The 16,520-nt window shown below is 73.3% G+C and carries 14 protein-coding genes; 6 read left to right on the forward strand and 8 right to left on the reverse strand.

The genetic code is table 11. From position 1 onward, the window contains the following. Positions 1-122: 122 nt before the first annotated feature. Positions 123-719 (reverse strand): winged helix-turn-helix domain-containing protein, encoded by a 597-nt coding sequence (locus IMZ35_RS31280; RefSeq protein WP_199439816.1) that lies wholly within the window; start codon positions 717-719, stop codon positions 123-125. A gap of 75 nt (positions 720-794) precedes the next feature. Further along, the gene (locus IMZ35_RS31285; RefSeq protein ID WP_267877040.1) at positions 795-923 is read right to left on the reverse strand and encodes a hypothetical protein; all 129 of its coding nucleotides are present in this window, start codon (positions 921-923) and stop codon (positions 795-797) included. A 322-nt stretch (positions 924-1,245) separates the two neighbouring features. Here IMZ35_RS31285 and IMZ35_RS05470 point away from each other — a divergent pair, with 322 nt between their 5' ends. Continuing rightward, on the forward strand, positions 1,246-4,485 hold the full coding sequence (locus tag IMZ35_RS05470; protein ID WP_199439817.1) for a LamG-like jellyroll fold domain-containing protein: 3,240 nt from the start codon (positions 1,246-1,248) through the stop codon (positions 4,483-4,485). Between the two features lie 75 nt (positions 4,486-4,560). Here the strand turns inward: IMZ35_RS05470 and IMZ35_RS05475 are convergent, their stop codons facing one another. Further along, the gene (locus tag IMZ35_RS05475) at positions 4,561-5,016 is read right to left on the reverse strand and encodes an STAS domain-containing protein (protein WP_199439818.1); all 456 of its coding nucleotides are present in this window, start codon (positions 5,014-5,016) and stop codon (positions 4,561-4,563) included. A 501-nt stretch (positions 5,017-5,517) separates the two neighbouring features. Beyond that, positions 5,518-6,564, reverse strand: coding sequence for a cell division protein ZapE (gene zapE, locus IMZ35_RS05480; protein WP_199439819.1), 1,047 nt, complete (start codon positions 6,562-6,564; stop codon positions 5,518-5,520). A 186-nt stretch (positions 6,565-6,750) separates the two neighbouring features. Here zapE and IMZ35_RS05485 point away from each other — a divergent pair, with 186 nt between their 5' ends. After that, positions 6,751-8,184: a WGR domain-containing protein gene (locus tag IMZ35_RS05485; protein ID WP_199439820.1), complete on the forward strand. Its 1,434-nt coding sequence runs from the start codon at positions 6,751-6,753 to the stop codon at positions 8,182-8,184. Positions 8,185-8,239: 55 nt separating this feature from the next. Here the strand turns inward: IMZ35_RS05485 and IMZ35_RS05490 are convergent, their stop codons facing one another. Continuing rightward, entirely contained in the window at positions 8,240-8,395 is a 156-nt protein-coding gene (locus IMZ35_RS05490) for a hypothetical protein (RefSeq protein ID WP_199439821.1), read from the reverse strand. Positions 8,396-8,592: 197 nt separating this feature from the next. On the opposite strand from IMZ35_RS05490, the gene IMZ35_RS05495 reads away from it, so the two are divergent. After that, on the forward strand, positions 8,593-9,810 hold the full coding sequence (locus IMZ35_RS05495) for a cytochrome P450 (RefSeq protein ID WP_199439822.1): 1,218 nt from the start codon (positions 8,593-8,595) through the stop codon (positions 9,808-9,810). A 16-nt stretch (positions 9,811-9,826) separates the two neighbouring features. Here IMZ35_RS05495 and IMZ35_RS05500 read toward each other — a convergent pair whose 3' ends face one another. Beyond that, complete coding sequence (locus IMZ35_RS05500) at positions 9,827-10,408, reverse strand: TetR/AcrR family transcriptional regulator (RefSeq protein WP_199439823.1); 582 nt, start codon at positions 10,406-10,408, stop codon at positions 9,827-9,829. 25 nt (positions 10,409-10,433) lie between these two features. On the opposite strand from IMZ35_RS05500, the gene IMZ35_RS05505 reads away from it, so the two are divergent. Both IMZ35_RS05505 and IMZ35_RS05510 read left to right on the forward strand, forming a co-directional pair. After that, on the forward strand, positions 10,434-11,603 hold the full coding sequence (locus tag IMZ35_RS05505) for an MFS transporter (RefSeq protein WP_199439824.1): 1,170 nt from the start codon (positions 10,434-10,436) through the stop codon (positions 11,601-11,603). Between the two features lie 259 nt (positions 11,604-11,862). Beyond that, entirely contained in the window at positions 11,863-12,465 is a 603-nt protein-coding gene (locus IMZ35_RS05510; protein WP_199439825.1) for a class I SAM-dependent methyltransferase, read from the forward strand. A gap of 184 nt (positions 12,466-12,649) precedes the next feature. Here IMZ35_RS05510 and IMZ35_RS05515 read toward each other — a convergent pair whose 3' ends face one another. Continuing rightward, positions 12,650-13,315, reverse strand: coding sequence for a TetR/AcrR family transcriptional regulator (locus IMZ35_RS05515; RefSeq protein WP_199439826.1), 666 nt, complete (start codon positions 13,313-13,315; stop codon positions 12,650-12,652). Between the two features lie 109 nt (positions 13,316-13,424). Between IMZ35_RS05515 and IMZ35_RS05520 the strand changes: the two genes are divergently transcribed. Further along, positions 13,425-14,372 (forward strand): SDR family NAD(P)-dependent oxidoreductase, encoded by a 948-nt coding sequence (locus tag IMZ35_RS05520; RefSeq protein WP_199439827.1) that lies wholly within the window; start codon positions 13,425-13,427, stop codon positions 14,370-14,372. 124 nt (positions 14,373-14,496) lie between these two features. Here IMZ35_RS05520 and ligA read toward each other — a convergent pair whose 3' ends face one another. Beyond that, positions 14,497-16,488: an NAD-dependent DNA ligase LigA gene (ligA, locus tag IMZ35_RS05525; RefSeq protein WP_199439828.1), complete on the reverse strand. Its 1,992-nt coding sequence runs from the start codon at positions 16,486-16,488 to the stop codon at positions 14,497-14,499. Between the last annotated feature and the right edge of the window lie 32 nt (positions 16,489-16,520).

The following is a 16,520-nucleotide window of genomic DNA, read 5'->3' on the forward strand; positions in this document are numbered from 1 at the left end:
ACCGGTGCGGCGGCGGGCGGCGCGGACCACGCCGGGTCCTCGTCACCCGCTGAGCCGAACAGGTCGCGCGACTCGGTCGTCGCGAGATCGACTCGGCCGGATCGCCGCGCGCCGGGACGGCGTCACCACTCCCCGGTGACCGGGCCGGAGGAGGGAACTCCGGATCGGCCGATCAGGTCCTCCCGCTCCACGCGCACCCGCTGCCCGGACTCCACCAGGTAGCCGATCCCGCGCACTGTGGAGATCAGGTCCGCCGCCGCGCCGAGCTTGCCGCGGATGCGGCGCACGTGCACGTCCACGGTCCGCACGCCCGCCTGGCCGCCGCCCCACACGTGGAACAGCAGATCGCGGCGGCGGTGCACGCGGTCCGGGTGCTCGCACAGGAACAGCAGGAGGTCGAACTCCAGCCTGCTCAGCTCGACCGGCGAGCCGCGGTGCAGCACCCGGCGCGAGTGGGGCAGGACGCGCACCTCCACGTCGCGCTGACGCTGCTGCGGCACGCCGACGTCGACGGCGAGGCCCGCCTCGCGCAGCGCCTGCACGACGCGCGTGGTGGCCGCGGCGATCTGCTCCGCCTCCGCCTCGACGCTGATGCTGATCAGCAGGCGCACGGTGTTCTTCCCGTCGGCGCCGAGCGGTGGGCGGCCGGGGACGCGCAGCGCGGTGACGACCGGTGCGGTGCCGTCGGCGCGGTGGTGCTTCGGAATCGTGCGGGTCATCGGGACGACCTCCGTGAGGCGGGACTCGGGCGGGAGTCCTCTGCGGTCGAGCTGCGGTCCGGGCGAGGTGGGTCGTCAGCCGGAACAGGCCGCGCTGCGGAGGCGGCCGAAGTCGACGTGCCGGCGCGCGCACAGCACCCGCGCGCCGGAGCGCAGCCAGGACGCGCGAGAACGCGCGGCAGCCGTGCCGTGCTCGCCGCCCATCCGGTTCTCCGCCCGCCGTTCCGCGCCGCGGTGGTCACCCGGCGCACGCCGCCGATGGTGGCGAGAGGGGGCGCGCACGGCAAGGGTCCGCCGATCGCGTCCACCTCGTGAACGCCGTTGACACCCGTGCCGCGCCACGGGGCCCGCCGCTCCGACCTCAGGGCGCAGAGCTGGTTAAAACGCCAAAAGTCAACGGCATTTGGGGGCTTGCCTGTTCGATTTGCGCCAGATTCTGTGCAGTGCTGTTGCCTTCCTGTAACGGGCGTGCTTCATTGAGGAGGTCTGTGAGTCGCCTCACACGCGACGGCCCAGGAAGGACGTCATGCCACGACCAGTGTTCCGGTCGCTCACCCTGATCCTGCTGCTGATCACCTCGGTCCTCGCGCTGCCCGCGGGCGGCGCACCGTTCGCCTCCGCGGCCGAGCCCGACGCCGACTCGGCCACCGCTGAGGTGCACGGCCTGAAGGGCGAGTACTTCCGGGCGTCGGCCCCCGGCGCCCACGACTTCGCCCACCTCGGGGGCATCACCCTCGACCCGAACATCGACCTCCCCGGACTGGCCGCGACCTTCGAGTCCCTGACCGGCCGGACCGAGCACACCACCGCGCGCTGGACGGGCCGGATCACGGCTCCGGAGACCGGCGACTACACGTTCTCCGCGATCGGCGACAACGGCTTCCGGCTGTTCGTCGACGACCAGCCGGTGATCGACCACTGGGTCGGGGACTGGGACGTCGAGCAGCACAGCGCGCCGGTGCGCCTGATCGCGGGTGAGCGGCACGACTTCCGGCTGGAGATGTTCCAGGACGTCGGCGGCGCGAACATGTTCCTGCGCTGGTCGAGCGCCTCGATCGCCAAGCAGATCGTGCCGGAGTCGGCCTTCACGCCGCCGGACGGCTTCGAGGTGTACCCGGTCGGCCTGACCGTCGCCGAGGACGGCCTGCGCGTGGTGGCCGACTTCGAGGACGCGGTCACGGCCGTCGCCGAGGCGGCGGGCCACCTCACCGTCGAGGCCGACACGACGCCGATGCCGATCGGTTCGGTGGCCGTGGCCCCCGACGACTCCTCGCGCCTCGTGGTGACGCTGACCGCGCCGGTTCAGCGCGGCCAGCGGGTCCGCTTCTCCTACGACGGTTCCGGCGGCCTGGCCGTCGGCGGGGAGGCGGTGCCCCAGATCGTCCGCAACGCCGCCAACTCCTCGACCCACCGGCTGCGCACCGAGTGGGCCGACGACGTGGACGCCGAGCACCCGCTGCCCGAGTACCCCCGGCCGCAGCAGGTGCGCGAGAAGTGGCTCAACCTCAACGGTCCCTGGGAGTTCGCCGGTGCCCACGAGGGCGAGCAGCCGCGGTTCGGGCAGCCGCTCGCGGAGCGGATCGTCGTGCCGTTCCCCGTGGAGTCGCAGCTGTCCGGGCTGGAGCGCCACGAGGACCACATGTTCTACCGCAGGCTGGTCACGGTTCCGGCTGGCTGGCGCATCGGTTCCGGGCAGCGGCTGCGGCTCAACTTCGGCGCCGTCGACCACCACGCGCGGGTGTGGGTGAACGGCCGGCAGGTCGCCGAGCACGTCGGCGGCTACACGGAGTTCTCCGCCGACATCACCGACGCCCTGCGCCGGTCGGGCCAGCAGGAGATCGTCGTGGCGGTCACCGACACGACCGGCCCGAACCAGCCCGTGGGCAAGCAGTCCTCGAACCCCGGCGGCATCGTCTACACGGAGTCCTCCGGCATCTGGCAGACCGTGTGGCTGGAGCCGGTTCCCGTCACGGCGATCGACGACGTCAGGAGCACGCCGAACCTCGCGACGAGCAGCCTGGCCGTCGAGGTCCGCTCGACGTCGGCGTCGCCGTCCGCGCGGGTCACGGCCACCGCCCGCGACAGCAGGGGCCGCAAGGTCGGCAGCGTCAGCGGTCCGGCCAACGCGCCGCTGAACCTGCCGGTGCCGCGGCCCCACCTGTGGAGCCCGGACGACCCGTACCTCTACGACCTGGACGTCGTGCTCACCGACGGGCGGAGCAGGGACTCCGTGGGCAGCTACTTCGGCATGCGCTCGATCGCGGTGCAGGAGGTGGGCGGCTTCCCGAAGCTCGTGCTCAACGGCAAGCCGATCTTCTCCCTCGCCATGCTGGACCAGGGCTTCTTCCCGGACGGCCTCTACACGGCGCCGACGGACGAGGCGCTGCGGTTCGACCTCCAGGCCCAGAAGGACCTGGGGTTCAACGCGGTGCGCAAGCACATCAAGGTCGAACCGGCCCGCTGGTACCACCACGCCGACCAGCTGGGCCTGCTGGTGTGGCAGGACTTCGTGTCCGGCGACATCACGAACGAGCAGGGACAGCAGGCGTTCCTCACCGAGGGCCGCCGCACGATGGAGCAGTTGCACGACTCGCCGTCGATCATCGGCTGGGTCGTGTTCAACGAGGGCTGGGGCGAGTGGGACCGCGAGGCCACCGGCCAGATCGCCGAGTCGGTGAAGGCGGCCGACCCGTCCCGGATCACCAACGCGCACAGCGGTGTGAACTGCTGCAACTCGAAGGGCGACTCCGGCAAGGGCGACGTGATCGACCACCACGACTACCTGAACACGGACGCGCCGTACCCGGACGCGACCCGTGTCGCGATGGACGGCGAGCACGGCGGCTTCACGCTGCGCACGCCGGGCCACATGTGGCCGGGCACCCCGGCGGCCATCTACAGCGGCGTGGCGGACAAGGCGGCGCTGACGGCCAAGTACGTCGAGAACACCAGGACGTTCTACCTCGACGCCGCGGGCGCGGAGCTGTCCGGTTCGGTCTACACCCAGGTGACCGACCTGGAGAACGAGCTGAACGGCCTGTGGACCTACGACCGCCGGGAGATCAAGGTCGATCCCGCTCCGGTGCGCGAGATCAACCGGCAGGTCGTCGCCGCGGGTGCGCGCGCCGGGGAGGACGCCACGTTCCCCGGCCGCGGGCACTGGCCGCTGGACGAGGGCAGGGAGCTGGTGGGTCGCGACCGCAGCGGCGGCGGCAGCGACGTCGCACTCAGCGGGAACACCTCGTGGGTGAGCGGGATCAGCGGGTCCGCGCTCCACTTCGACGGTGACGGCGACTTCGCCCAGACCGGACGCCCGGTCCTCGACACCAGGGGCGACTACACGGTCTCGGCGTGGGTGACGCTCGACGCGCTGCCCGGCAACTACGCCACCGCCGTGAGCCAGGACGGCCGGGTGACGGAGAACCCGTTCTACCTCCAGTACGGCCGGGGCACCTTCGCCTTCAGCACACCGGGCGGGCACCGGGCCACCCTCGCGGTGACGCCGGAGCTGGGCCGGTGGTACCACCTGGTGGGCGTGCGCGACCACGCCAGCGGTGAGGCCCGTCTGTACCTGGACGGGCAGCGCGTCGGCACGGCGCAGGCCGGTCCGGACGTGGTCAGCACCGGGCCGCTGACGATCGGCCGCGCCAAGTACGCCGGTCAGAGCACCGATCACTGGTCCGGGTCGATCGACCAGGTGCGCGCCGTCGGCCGCGCGCTCAGCGATCAGGAGGTGGCCGACCTGCACGGTTCCGACCGGCGCTGATCCCTCGTCGCCGGGTGACGGGCCGGTCCCGTCACCCGGCGACGTGCGGGGTTCGGCCGGGTCGACCCCGGGTGGTCAGCGCGGGTGGTCGGTCCCGGTCGGCTCGTCGGCGCGGGCCGGAGGCCGCCCGCCCGGTGTGCGGTAGTGCGTGGAGGCGAGTTCGCGCACGGCGTCGGCGAGCGATTCGTAGGTCGGGATCTCGGCGGCCACGGCGCTCATCCGCAGCACGTACAGCGCCAGGCGGTCGTGGGCGACGACTCCGAGGCGGTGGCCGGCCGCTCCGGAGCGCTGCGCCGCCTCGATCAGCACCCCGATGCCGGCCGCGGTGAGGAAGGTGACCCTCGTCAGGTCCACCACCACCAGGGCCGGGAGGTCGCCGTCGAGCGCTCGGGCCAGCCGGGGGGCCGTGAGGAGGTCGATCTCGCCCTGCGCGGAGACCACCAGCAGGTCGGGCCGGTACTGGACGCGGCGCGTGGTCAGCGGGAAGTCGGCACTGGAGAACTCGGCGTCGCGTGCCGGACGCTCGGACATGCGGTCAACCTCTGCTCGTTCCACGCCGGGTCCCACCGGGGCCGGGCACCTGCCACGTCGAGTGGTGCTCACCGGCACGACGCGTCGAACCCGATCGTGCTGGGCGTGGTCGAGCGGGAAGCCGATCGTTCCCGTCCGACCAGCACACCCGAATCTACCTCACGAACCGTGACGGCTGCATCACGACGAGTCAGAGCGGGCGGGCTCGCGGTCAGCCGGTGCCGGACGCCCACCGCGGCAGCGGCCCGACGCCCGAGCGCCGGCCGGGTCGCGTCGCGGCGTGCCGCTGGCCCGGTCCCGGCCCCCGCCGCGCGGCGAGCGCGTCGGCCACCACCCCGGTGGCGAAGGCGCAGACCGCCTTTGCGGCAGGTCGACCGCCAGCTCCGAGCGGGGCCGGGTCTGCGGCGGCGCGCCCTGCCCGAAGTGCACGGCCGGGGCGATCACCCGCGGCTGCCGACCGAGCTGCTCAGCACGGCGCAGGTCTCCCCGCGGGAACCGCGTTCACGCACCGGTCGGGCCGTCGGGTGCGACGGACAGCAGCGAGAGCCGGCTCTCCAGCCGGTCGACGTCCCTCGGCGCGCGGTTCCCGCGCAGCACCTCCGCCAGCGGCGCCTCCCCGACGAGGACCAGGCGCGCGTCCCGGTCGCACAGCACGTCGACGAGGTACGCGAACCGCTGGGCCGCCTGCTCGTCGACGTCGCCCAGGCGGGGCACGCCCGACACGACCCACGTCGGGAAGTCATCCGCCAGGGGCAGGTAGTCCGCCGCGGACGTCGGCCCGGCGCACAGCTCGGAGAAGTCGAACCACACGAGGTCCTCGCGCACGGCGGCGGCGCGCAGCGCCCGCCCGCCGACCTCCAGCACGCGGGCCTCGTCGGCGCTCGGCGGCGCGAGGCCGAGCGCCCGCACCTGCTGGCCGGTGCCGGGGCACAGGTACGCGCCGCGCTCGAAGCCCGACCTCGGCCCGCCGGGACCGCGCTGCCTGCGGTGGTCCACCGGGCCGTTCAGCTCGACCACGTCGACCTCGCGCTCCAGCAATGCGACGGTCGGCTCGACTAGGTGGTGGTACAACGGCTCGGGCAGCAGTCCGCCCGGCGGGTGGTTCGACGTGGTCAGCAGCACCACCCGCCGCTCGAACAGCGAGCGCAGCAGGCGCCCGAGGAGCACGGCGTCACCGGGGTCGTGGACGTGGAACTCGTCGAAGCACAGGAAGCGGCAGCCGTCGAGCAGTTCGGCGACGGCCAGGTCCACCGCCAGGTCGGCGGCGCGGTGCCGGGAGTACGCGGCGTGGAAGTCGCGGAAGAAGTCGTGGAAGTGCAGGCGCCGCTTCCCCTCGACGTCGGCGGCGTCGAACGCGACCGACGCCAGCCAGCTCTTGCCGCGCCCCACCGGGCCCCACAGGTGAACGCCACGAGGAGGCTTCCGGAACCGTCCGCGGTGGCGCGACACCTCGCTCACGAGCCGCCCGAGCCGCTCGGCCACCAGGGCCTGGGCGTCGTCCAGGACGAACCCCGCCCCGGCCGCCGCGTCGTCGAACACGGAGCCCACCCGACAGACCCCTCCCCCCGGCGGCCCGCGTCGGCCACCGCCGATCGCAGGCTCGCACGCGACCGGAGCGCTGTCGATCAGATCGGCGGAGAAGTGACGCGGGCGACCGTTCGCAAGATCGGAGAACTGTCGGTGGCCGTCGATAGCGTGAGCGCAGTCGATCACATGGGACCGAGGGGGAACACCATGTCCACTGGCACCACGTACCTGGAGCTGTCCGAGGCGGGCGGCGGTGCGCACAAGTTCTACGAGGTGGACGTGGACGGCACCGCGGTCACCATCACCTACGGGCGCATCGGTGAGCGGGGCGCGGTGCGCACCACGTCCTACGCCGACGCCGCGAAGGCGCGCAACGCCGCGGAGAAGAAGATCGGCGAGAAGGTGCGCAAGGGGTACGCGCCCGCCGTGAAGGGCGTGCGGCAGCGCCGCCCGATCACCCGGCGGCAGATCACCAGCACGCGCTCCACCGCGCAGCAGGCTCCGGTGCTGTGGCGGTTCGCCTCGGGCGCCGCGGCGTTCGGGATCTTCGTCGGCGAGGACCGGGTGTGGATCGGCAACGAGCGGGGCGACGTCTACACCCTCACCCACGACGGTTCCGTCACCGGCCGGTTCGGACTGCCCGACGGCGTCAAGTGCATCGTCGCCGACGACTTCTGGATCTACGCGGGCTGCGACGACGGCCGCGTGTACGACCTGGGCGGCAAGGTCCCGCGCGTGGCCTACGAGATCGCGAGCAACGTCGACATCTACTGGCTCGACATCGACGACGGCGTCCTGGGCGTCTCCGACCGGCAGGGCGGGATCACGGTCGTCGACCACGAGGACGAGTTCCAGTGGTCGCGCCGCAGCGCGGGCGAGAGCGCGTGGATGGTGCGCTGCGCCACCGAGGGCGTCTTCCACGGCCACTCCGGGGGCGTCACGCACTACCGGGCGCGCAGCGGGGACCCGGTGTGGCACACCGACACGCCGGGCGACGTGCTGTTCGGCTGGCAGGAGGCGGGCGAGGTGTTCGCCGGCACGAGCCGGGGCGAGGTGCACCGCCTCGCCAAGTCCGACGGCGCGGAGATCGCCCGCTACCGCTGCGACGCCGCGGTGTTCTCCTGCGCGACCTCCCCGGACGGCGAGTACGTCTTCGCGGGCGACAGCCACTCGTCGGTGTACTGCTTCGCCGCCGACGGCACGCGGCTGTGGAAGCTCGGCACGGGCTGCGGTTCGGCGTTCTCCATGCAGTACCACGACGAGCGGCTCTACCTCGTGACCACCGACGGCTCCCTGGCGTGCATCGACGCCAGCCCGGCCGCCGTGCACGCCGCCGAACAGGGGGTGCTGCCGCGGCGCAGCGACGTCAAGGCCGACGGCTGGCGGCGCGTGGAGGCCACCGCCGAGGTGGAGACGATCGCCGGGGTGCCGGCGCACACCGGCGGTGTCGTGGTCGAGTGCGTGCAGGACGGCGGGCGGCTGCGCGTGCACGTCGTGTCCGAGGGCTACGACTCGCGGCTGGGCGTGCAGTTCCCCAAGGACATCCGCGTGCCGGGGGCGCGCTACGTCGTCACGGAGGTGCACCCGTCCGCGAACGGCGGCTTCTACCGGGCCAGGGGCGAGATCAAGCGCCTGCTGTGAACTCCGGTTCCGGGGAGGCGGCTCGTCGGGGACCGAGCCGCCCTCCGGCAGGCCGTCACCGCTCCGGGGACGGGCGGAGACCGTGCCCGCGGTGCCCGATCACGCGGCGGCACACCTCGGCCTCCGCCTCGTGCGAGAACGGCGTCGAGCCGGGGTCGCCCTCTCCGGTGCTGACGGTCGTCGTGCGGTCCGGTCCTGTTGCTGCGCTCATGCGCGTCACCTCCTCCACCACCCTGACCGCCCGCTCGACCGCCCGGCAAGTTTCGTTGCCGATCTGGCAAGTCGAACGACGACCGGGACCGGATGGGCTGATCGGGTGATCGGATCGTCCGGTCGAGCAGCACGCCGTGCGGACGGTTCCCCCTCGTGGCGCTGCCCCCGCAGCCGACGCTCGGACAGACTGGCAGCATGAGCGAACCGGTCGCCACCTTCCCCTCCTACGACCTGTTCACCCCGGAGGTGCTGGACGATCCGCTGCCGCTGCTGCGCCGGATCAGCGCCGAGACGCCGGTGAGCTACATCCCCCAGCTGGACGCCCACCTGATCACCCGGTACGCGGACGTGCTCTCCGCGCTGAAGGACCGCCGGATGAGCACCGCCAACCTCACGCAGGGACTGGACCGGCTGACCCCGGCCGAGCTGGAGGAGCTGCGGCCCGTGCGCACCTCCGTCGCGATGTGGATGGGCCACACCGATCCCGCCGACCACGTGCGCTTCCAGCAGCTGCTCAAGCGCTACTTCACCCCGGCCACGGTGGACCTGCTGCGTCCGCGGGTGCGCGAGCTGACGCACGAGCTGCTCGACGCGGTGGAGCCGCGGGGACGGATGGACGTCGTCGCCGACCTCGCCTACCCGTTGCCGGCCAACGTGATCGCCGAGATGCTCGGCATGCCCACCCGCCACCGGGAGCAGCTCCAGGCCTGGTCGCGGGACATCCTGGCGCTGTTCCAGCTCGCGGACGTCGACCTGTTGCGCAAGAGTCAGCGCAGCGTCCTGGAGATGCAGGACTACCTGCGCGGCCTGGTCGACGAACGCCGCCGGACGCCGAGCGAGGACCTGCTCAGCGTGTTCGTGGCCGCAGAGCGGGAGGGCGTCGTCACCGAGGACGAGATCGTCGCGAACTGCGTGCTGCTGCTCTTCGCCGGTCACGAGACGACGGCCGGGCTCATCGCCAACGGGCTGGCGCTGCTGTTCGACAACCCCGACCAGCTGGCCCTGCTGAAGAGCGAGCCCGAGCTGACGCCCTCCGCCGTGGAGGAGATGCTGCGCTGCGACGGCCCGGCGGGGGTGGTCGCCAGGGTGAGCACGGAGCCGGTGGAGGTGGCGGGCACGTCCTTCCCCGCCGGTCGGCAGTTCTACCTGGCCATGCTCGCGAGCAACCGGGACCCGAGCGTGTTCTTCGAGCCGGACCGGTTCGACGTCAGGCGCAAGCCCAACCGGCACACCGCCTTCGGCCTCGGAGCGTTCTACTGCCTGGGCGCCTCGCTGGCCCGGATGGAGACCGAGGAGTGCTTCCGCGTCCTGCTCGACCGCTTCCCCGGCCTGCGGCCGGTCGACGGTGGTCCGCTCCGGCGTCCGTCACTGCCGCTGGGACGTCGCATCGAGTCGTTCCCCGTGGAGCTCTGAGCACGCCACCGTCCACTCAGGACGGCTCTGCCGGCCGTGCGGCGCGCACCAGGACCTCCGCCGTCGCACGGCCGCGTTCGATCGCCGCGTCGGCGTCCCCGCGGAGCATCATCGCGAGGACGCCCGTGACGACGAGCAGGAGCTGCTCGGCGAGCGCCTCGGCCCCGTCGTGCGCCACGGGCACCGCGAGCGCGGTCAGCCGGTCGCGGAACAGGCGGGTGTCGTCCGCGAGGGTCCGCGCCAGGTCGCCGTCCGGGTGAGGGCGTTCGGCCGCCGTGCCGAGGAAGGCGCACCACCTGGCGGCGGCGGGAGCCAGCCGGAAGCGCTGGAGCGCGTCGAACACGGCGAGCAGGCGGCGGTGGTCGTCGGTCTCCGCGTCGACCGCCTCCTGCCACTGCCGGTCCCAGCGTTCGAGGCGGCGGCGCAGCGCGCTGACGACGAGGCCCTCCTTGTTGCGGAAGTGGGCGTAGAGGGTGGCGGGAGCGACGCCCGCGCGGGCGAGGACGGCGTCCACCGGAGTGGCCGCGATCCCCCCGGTGAACAGGAGTTCGTCCGCGGCGTCCAGCAGCCGTTCCCTGGGGCGAGGTCGCGCTGACACGACACACACTGTAACCTCCGTTTCAATGAAACGGTCGTTACAGTCATCTGCGCTGCTCAGTGGAGCCACCGCACTCATCGCCGCCACCTACGGACTGGTCCGGCTCGGCTACGGGCTCTTCCTCCCGGACGTCCAGCGGGACCTGCGCCTGCCGGTCGAGGTGGCGGGGCTCGTCGCGTCCGGCGGTTCGGCGGCCTACTGCGTCGCCGCGGTCCTGGCGTTCCTGATCGCCGAGCGCCGTCCGCGGCCGGTGGCCGCGAGCGCCGGACTGCTCGCGGCCGCGGGCTCCGCGGGCATGGCCGCCGCCGCCCACCCGGCGGTGTTCGCCGCGGCCGCGGTGGCCGGGTCCGCCGGCGCCGGACTGGCCTCACCGGCCGTGGTCGCCCTGGTGCGCCGCAACGTGGCGCCCGCGCGGCAGGACGCGGCGCAGACGGTCGCCAACGCCGGAACCGGGCCCGGTCTCGTCGTCGCGGGCGTGCTCGCCCTGCTGGTGCTGCCCGACTGGCGCACGGCGTGGTGGCTCATCGCCGTGACGACGGTCGTCGTCACGGCCGTCGTGCTCCTCGCCGATCACCCCCGGCACGAGGCGCCGGACGCGAGCGCCGGCACACCCGTGCCGTGGCGGCTGCTCGGGACGCCAGCGGCGGGGGCCGTCCTCCTGGGCGTGGGAAGCGCCGGTGTCTGGGTGCACGGCCGGTCGTTCCTCGACGCGGCGAGCGAGCCGGGTTCGCCCGTCTCCGTCGTCGCCTGGATCGCCCTCGGCGTGGGCGGGGTGCTCGCGGCGGCGTCCGGGGCCGTGCTGGCGCGGGGCGTGCGCGGGGCGTGGACGGTGACGGTGGTCCCCGTGGCACTGGCGAGCCTCGCTCTCGCCCTGGCTCCCGGCACCCCGTGGCTGAGCGTCGCGGCGTGCGCGGTCTTCGGCTGGGGCTACACGGCGGCGTCGTCGGTCCTCGTCGTGTGGGCGAGCCGGGTCGCGCCGCACGCCGCCGCGCGCGGGACGTCGGTGCTGTTCGTCGCGCTCGTCCTCGGCCAGGCCCTCGGCTCGGCGCTGACCGGCGCGCTGCTCGCCCGCGCACCGGGCCCGCTCGGCCTCGTCGTCGCCGCGGGAGTCGCCCTGCTCAGCGCCGCGCCCGCGCTCGTGCGGGACGCTCCCGCGCGACCGGCGGACGTGCGGCCGGAACCGGTCGGGCGCTGATTCAGGCGTTCTCGGCGCTCGGGGGTCGGCGTCGCCGGAGAACGCCCCCGCGCGCACGGGCGCGAACCAGCGCCGACTCGTGGGCCCGCGGCGTCTCGACCCGCGCAGGGTGACGGACGAGCCGTCGTGGACGACCTCCGACCGACCTCCGCCGGTTCGCGACCGCAGCGGAAGTTGCGGTTCCGGCAAAGAACGTTGTCAGTTCGTCGCGGTCGGGAGCAGGGTGGTGACGACGCCACCCCCCAGCGAGGAGAGACCGATGGACGCCCAGTTCTGGGACGAGATGTACCGCGGCCGCGACCAGGTCTTCAGCGGCCGGCCCAACGGAGTGCTCGTCGCCGAGGTCGCCGACCTGCCGCCAGGGCGAGCGCTCGACGTGGGGTGCGGCGAGGGCGGCGACGCGCACTGGCTGGCCCGGCGGGGCTGGCGGGTCACCGGCGTCGACATCTCCCCGACCGCCCTGGAACGCGCCGCCGCCGCGACCGCGGACCTCGCGGACCTCGTGACGTGGACGCTCGGCGACCTGACCACGACGCCACCACCGGCACGCGCGTTCGACCTGGTGTCCCTCCAGTACTTCCCGCTCCTGCGGCAGCCGGGCCACAGCGCGCTGCGCGGCCTGCTGGACGCCGTCGCGCCGGGCGGCACCCTGCTCGTCGGCGGCCACGACCTGGCCGACCTGCCACCGGGAGAAACGCACGGCTTCGACGTCGGCGCCTACTACCAGCCGGCCGAGGTCGCCGAACTCCTCGACGACGACTGGACCGTCCTGGTCGACGAGACCCGCCCGCGCACGGCTCCCGCGCCACCCGGCACGCACCACGCCCACGACACCGTCCTGCGGGCCCGGCGCCTGCGGTAGCCCGCTCCCGCAGAGGCGCCGGTCGTGCGGAGCGGAGCGGCCGGCGCCGGGTGACCGACCGCTTCGGCCAGCCGGTCGAGCGTGTCGGCCGCCGGTGGGACCTCGATCCGATCGCGGGGCCGGGCGGGGTGCGCGCCGATGTCGCAGCGGTGCGCACGTCGGCGGTGCGGTGGCGCAGCGCGGATCAGCTGCGGGGCAGCACGCCCAGGAGGGTCGCGGTCAGGGCCAGCTTCAAGTAGTCCCTCAGCTCCAGGCGGAAGCGGGCCAGGTCGGGCTCGGCCAGGTAGGCCGCCTGCAGGCTGGGCGGGGGTGTGCTGTACGCCGACAGCGCGCCGGCCATGACCATGGTTTGCAGGCTGAACAGCGTCGCGTTCTCGCCCAGCTCCGGCAGGTACTTCTGGAGCAGGGCGGCCATGGTCGTCAGGCGGTCCAGGGAGGCGCGCTTGTAGCGCGCTACGACCTCCACGGAGACGTTGTGCTCCAGGACGCTGCCCTGTGCGCCGAAGAGGTCGCACAGCACCACTCGGCCGGACAGCGAGCGACTGAGGACCTCGGCCACCGCCACCGCTCGCTCGGCCACGGGCAGATCTTCGTCGACGTCGGCGGCCAGCTCGCTCGCCAGTTCCGTCAGCCACTCCAGCAGGAAGTGGTTCAGCAGTTCCAGCAGCACCGCCTCGCGGGACTCGAAGTAGCGCAGCACGTTCGGCTTCGCCAGGCCCACCCGGCGGCTGAGCTCGTTCAGGGTGACGGCGGCCACGGGCATCTCGTCGAGCATCGCCGACGCCGCGTCGAGGATCGCCCGCCGACGGATCTCCCGCTGCTCTTGGGTTCGCGCCCGCTGGAAGGTCACGATCGCCAGCCTAACTGCAGTACCGGCGGTACGTTGACAACGTACCGGAAGTACTTTAATGTCACTCCCACAAGATACCTCCGGTACCTTGAACGATCGGGAGCCTGGCATGAGCGAGAAGTGGACGACGACGGACATTCCGGACCAGCACGGGCGGGTGGCCGTGGTGACCGGGGCCAACACCGGACTGGGGTACGAGACCGCCAAGGCGCTCGCCGAGCGCGGGGCGTCCGTGGTGCTCGCCGTGCGCGACGTCGAGAAGGGCGAGCAGGCCGCAGCCGGCATGACCGGCGACGTGACCGTGCAGGCGCTGGACCTGACCTCGCTCGACTCCGTCCGGACCGCGGCGGCGGCGCTGCGGTCCCGGCTCGACCGGATCGACCTGCTGATCAACAACGCCGGCGTGATGTACACCCCGAAGCAGACCACCCGGGACGGCTTCGAGCTGCAGTTCGGCACCAACCACCTCGGCCACTTCGCGCTCACCGGGCTGCTGCTGGACCTGATGCTGCCGGTGCCCGGCTCGCGCGTGGTGACGGTCAGCAGCACCGGCCACCGCATCCGGGCCGCGATCCACTTCGACGACCTGCAGTGGGAGCGGTCCTACAACCGCGCCGCCGCCTACGGGCAGTCCAAGCTGGCCAACCTCATGTTCACCTACGAGCTGCAGCGCCGGCTCGCCGCGCACGGCACCACCGTCGCGGTGGCCGCGCACCCCGGCATGTCCAACACCGAGCTCACCCGCAACTCCCCCGCGGCCCTCCGGCTCCCGCTCACCTGGCTCGCGCCGCTGATCACCCAGACTCCGGCGATGGGCGCGCTGCCGACCCTGCGCGCCGCCACCGACCCCGCCGTGCTCGGCGGCCAGTACTACGGTCCCGGCGGACGCAACGAGGTGAAGGGCCACCCCCGGCTGGTCGCCTCCAGCCCGGACTCGCACGAGGTGGCCGTCCAGCAGCGGCTGTGGACCGTCTCGGAAGACCTCACCGGGGTGAAGTTCCCCGTCGTCGCGTCCGAGCAGGACTCGTTCTCCTCCGGGGCGGCCGTCACGACGTAGCCCCCGCCGGTGGGAGGCGTCGGCTCGTCGCGGTGCACGCGGGTGGTGCCGAGACCGACGCCGCCTCCGACGCTCGACCGGCCAGCCGGAGCGCTCAGTCGCACCCCGTCCGCGACTCGGGGCCTCAGACGATGCCCGCCGCGATGAGCTGCTGCCAGATCACCCCCTGGTCGACCACCTCGACGCCCAGCTTCTCGGCCTTGGTCAGCTTGCTCGCGCCGACGTCCGCGCCGGTGATCAGCTGGTCGGTGCTGGCCGAGACCGACGTCGCGGTGGTCGCACCGGCCCGCTCGCACAGCCGCTGGAACGTGGGGCGGGGGACCTTCTCACCCGAGCGCGGGTCGCTGATCGCACCGGTGATCACGACCGTCTTCCCGGCCAGCGGAGCACCGGCGGCGACGACGGGCGGGAGGTCCTCCTCGCGCACGTCCAGCGACACCCCGCGCCGCCGCAGCCGCTCCATCTCGGGGCGCAGCCGGGTGAGGTGCTCGATCAGCGAGGCGGCGACCTTCGGGCCGATGTCCTCCACGGCGACGAGTCGCTCCTCACCGGCGTCGGCGACCTCCTCCAGCGAGCCGAACCCCGCCCGGCACAGCCGGGTCGCGGTGCCCTCCGACGCCATCGGGATCGCGAACCCGATCAGCGCCCGGCGCAGTCCGACCCGGCGGCTGGCGGCGATCGACTCGATCATGCGCGTCGCGGAGGTCTCGCCGACGCGGTCGAACTCCAGCAGTTGTTCCCTCGTCAGGGTGTAGAAGTCCGACGGGTTCTCCAGCAGCCCCGCCTCGGCGAGGCGTTCGATCCACACCGGACCGATCGCGTCGACGTCGGCCGCCGCGCGCGAGGCCCAGTGGATCAGCCTGCGCACGGTCTGCGCGGGGCAGGCCACGTTGGTGCAGAACAACTCCCGGCTGTTGCCCTGCTCGGTCAGGGGGTCGGCGCACGACGGGCACGTGTCCGGCGGCACGATCTCCCGCTCCGCGCCGGTGCGCTTGGACGCGTCGAGCACACCCGCGACGAACGGGATCACGTCACCGGCGCGGCGCACCAGCACCGTGTCACCGATGCGGATGCCGCGCGCCCGGATGACCTCCTGGTTGGCCAGGGTCGCGCGGGTGACCGTGGTGCCGCCGACGAACACCGGTTCCAGGCGGGCGACGGGGGCGATCTTGCCGGTCTTGCCGACGTCCCAGACCACGTCGGACAGCACGGTCGTCCTCTCCTCGGCGGCGAACTTGAACGCCAGCGCGCCGCGCGGCGAGTTCGACCGGGTGCCGGCGGCGGCGTAGGCGCCCCGGTCGGCCAGCCGCAGCACGGCGCCGTCGAGGTCGTAGTCCAGGTCGTTGCGCTGCTGCTCGATCGTCGTGATCACCGCCTGCGCCGCGTCCGCGCCGGTGCTGTGCCGCATGTCGGCGACGGTGAACCCGAGCGCGCGCAGCCCCTGCTCCAGGTCGGCGGCGGTCGTGTCCGCCGAGGTGTCCAGGTCGAAGGCGAAGAACCGCAGGCGGCGCTCGGCCACCGTGGCCGGGTCCTTGGCCCGCAGGGTGCCCGCGGCGGCGTTGCGCGGGTTGATCAGCGGCTTGTCCGGGTGCGCGGCGTTGTAGGCGGCGAAGGTGGAGCGCAGCATCACCGCCTCGCCGCGCACCTCGACCCGGCCCGACGCGTCCACCCGCTCCGGCACGCCGTCGGCCAGCGCCCGCACCAGGAAGGTCACGTCGTCGCCCGTCGTGCCGTCCCCGCGGGTGATCGCCCGCGACAGCCGGCCGTCCTCGTAGACCAGCGCCAGCGACAGCCCGTCCAGCTTCGGCATGACCACCACCGGCTGACCGGGGAAGCGGTCGAAGAACGCGGCGACCTGCTCGGGCTTCGTGGCCTTCTCCAGCGACAGCATCGGGCGCGAGTGCCGGATCGGCGCGTGCAGCACCGCGGGCGCGCCCACCTGCTCCAGCGGGTTCGGGTCGGGCGCCAGCTCCGGGTTCGCCCCGATCAGCTCCCGCAGCTCGTCCTCGACCGCGTCGTACTCCGCGTCCGCCACCAGCGGCGAGCCGCGGTAGTAGGCGTCGCGCAGCACGACGATCCGATCGGCGAGTTCCTGAATGCGTTCCCCGGCGTTCACAGCGCAGGACGCTACCGGTGCCCACCGACAGA

Origin of the sequence: Umezawaea beigongshangensis (assembly GCF_016464305.1) — a bacterium.
Taxonomy (GTDB): domain Bacteria; phylum Actinomycetota; class Actinomycetes; order Mycobacteriales; family Pseudonocardiaceae; genus Umezawaea_A; species Umezawaea_A beigongshangensis.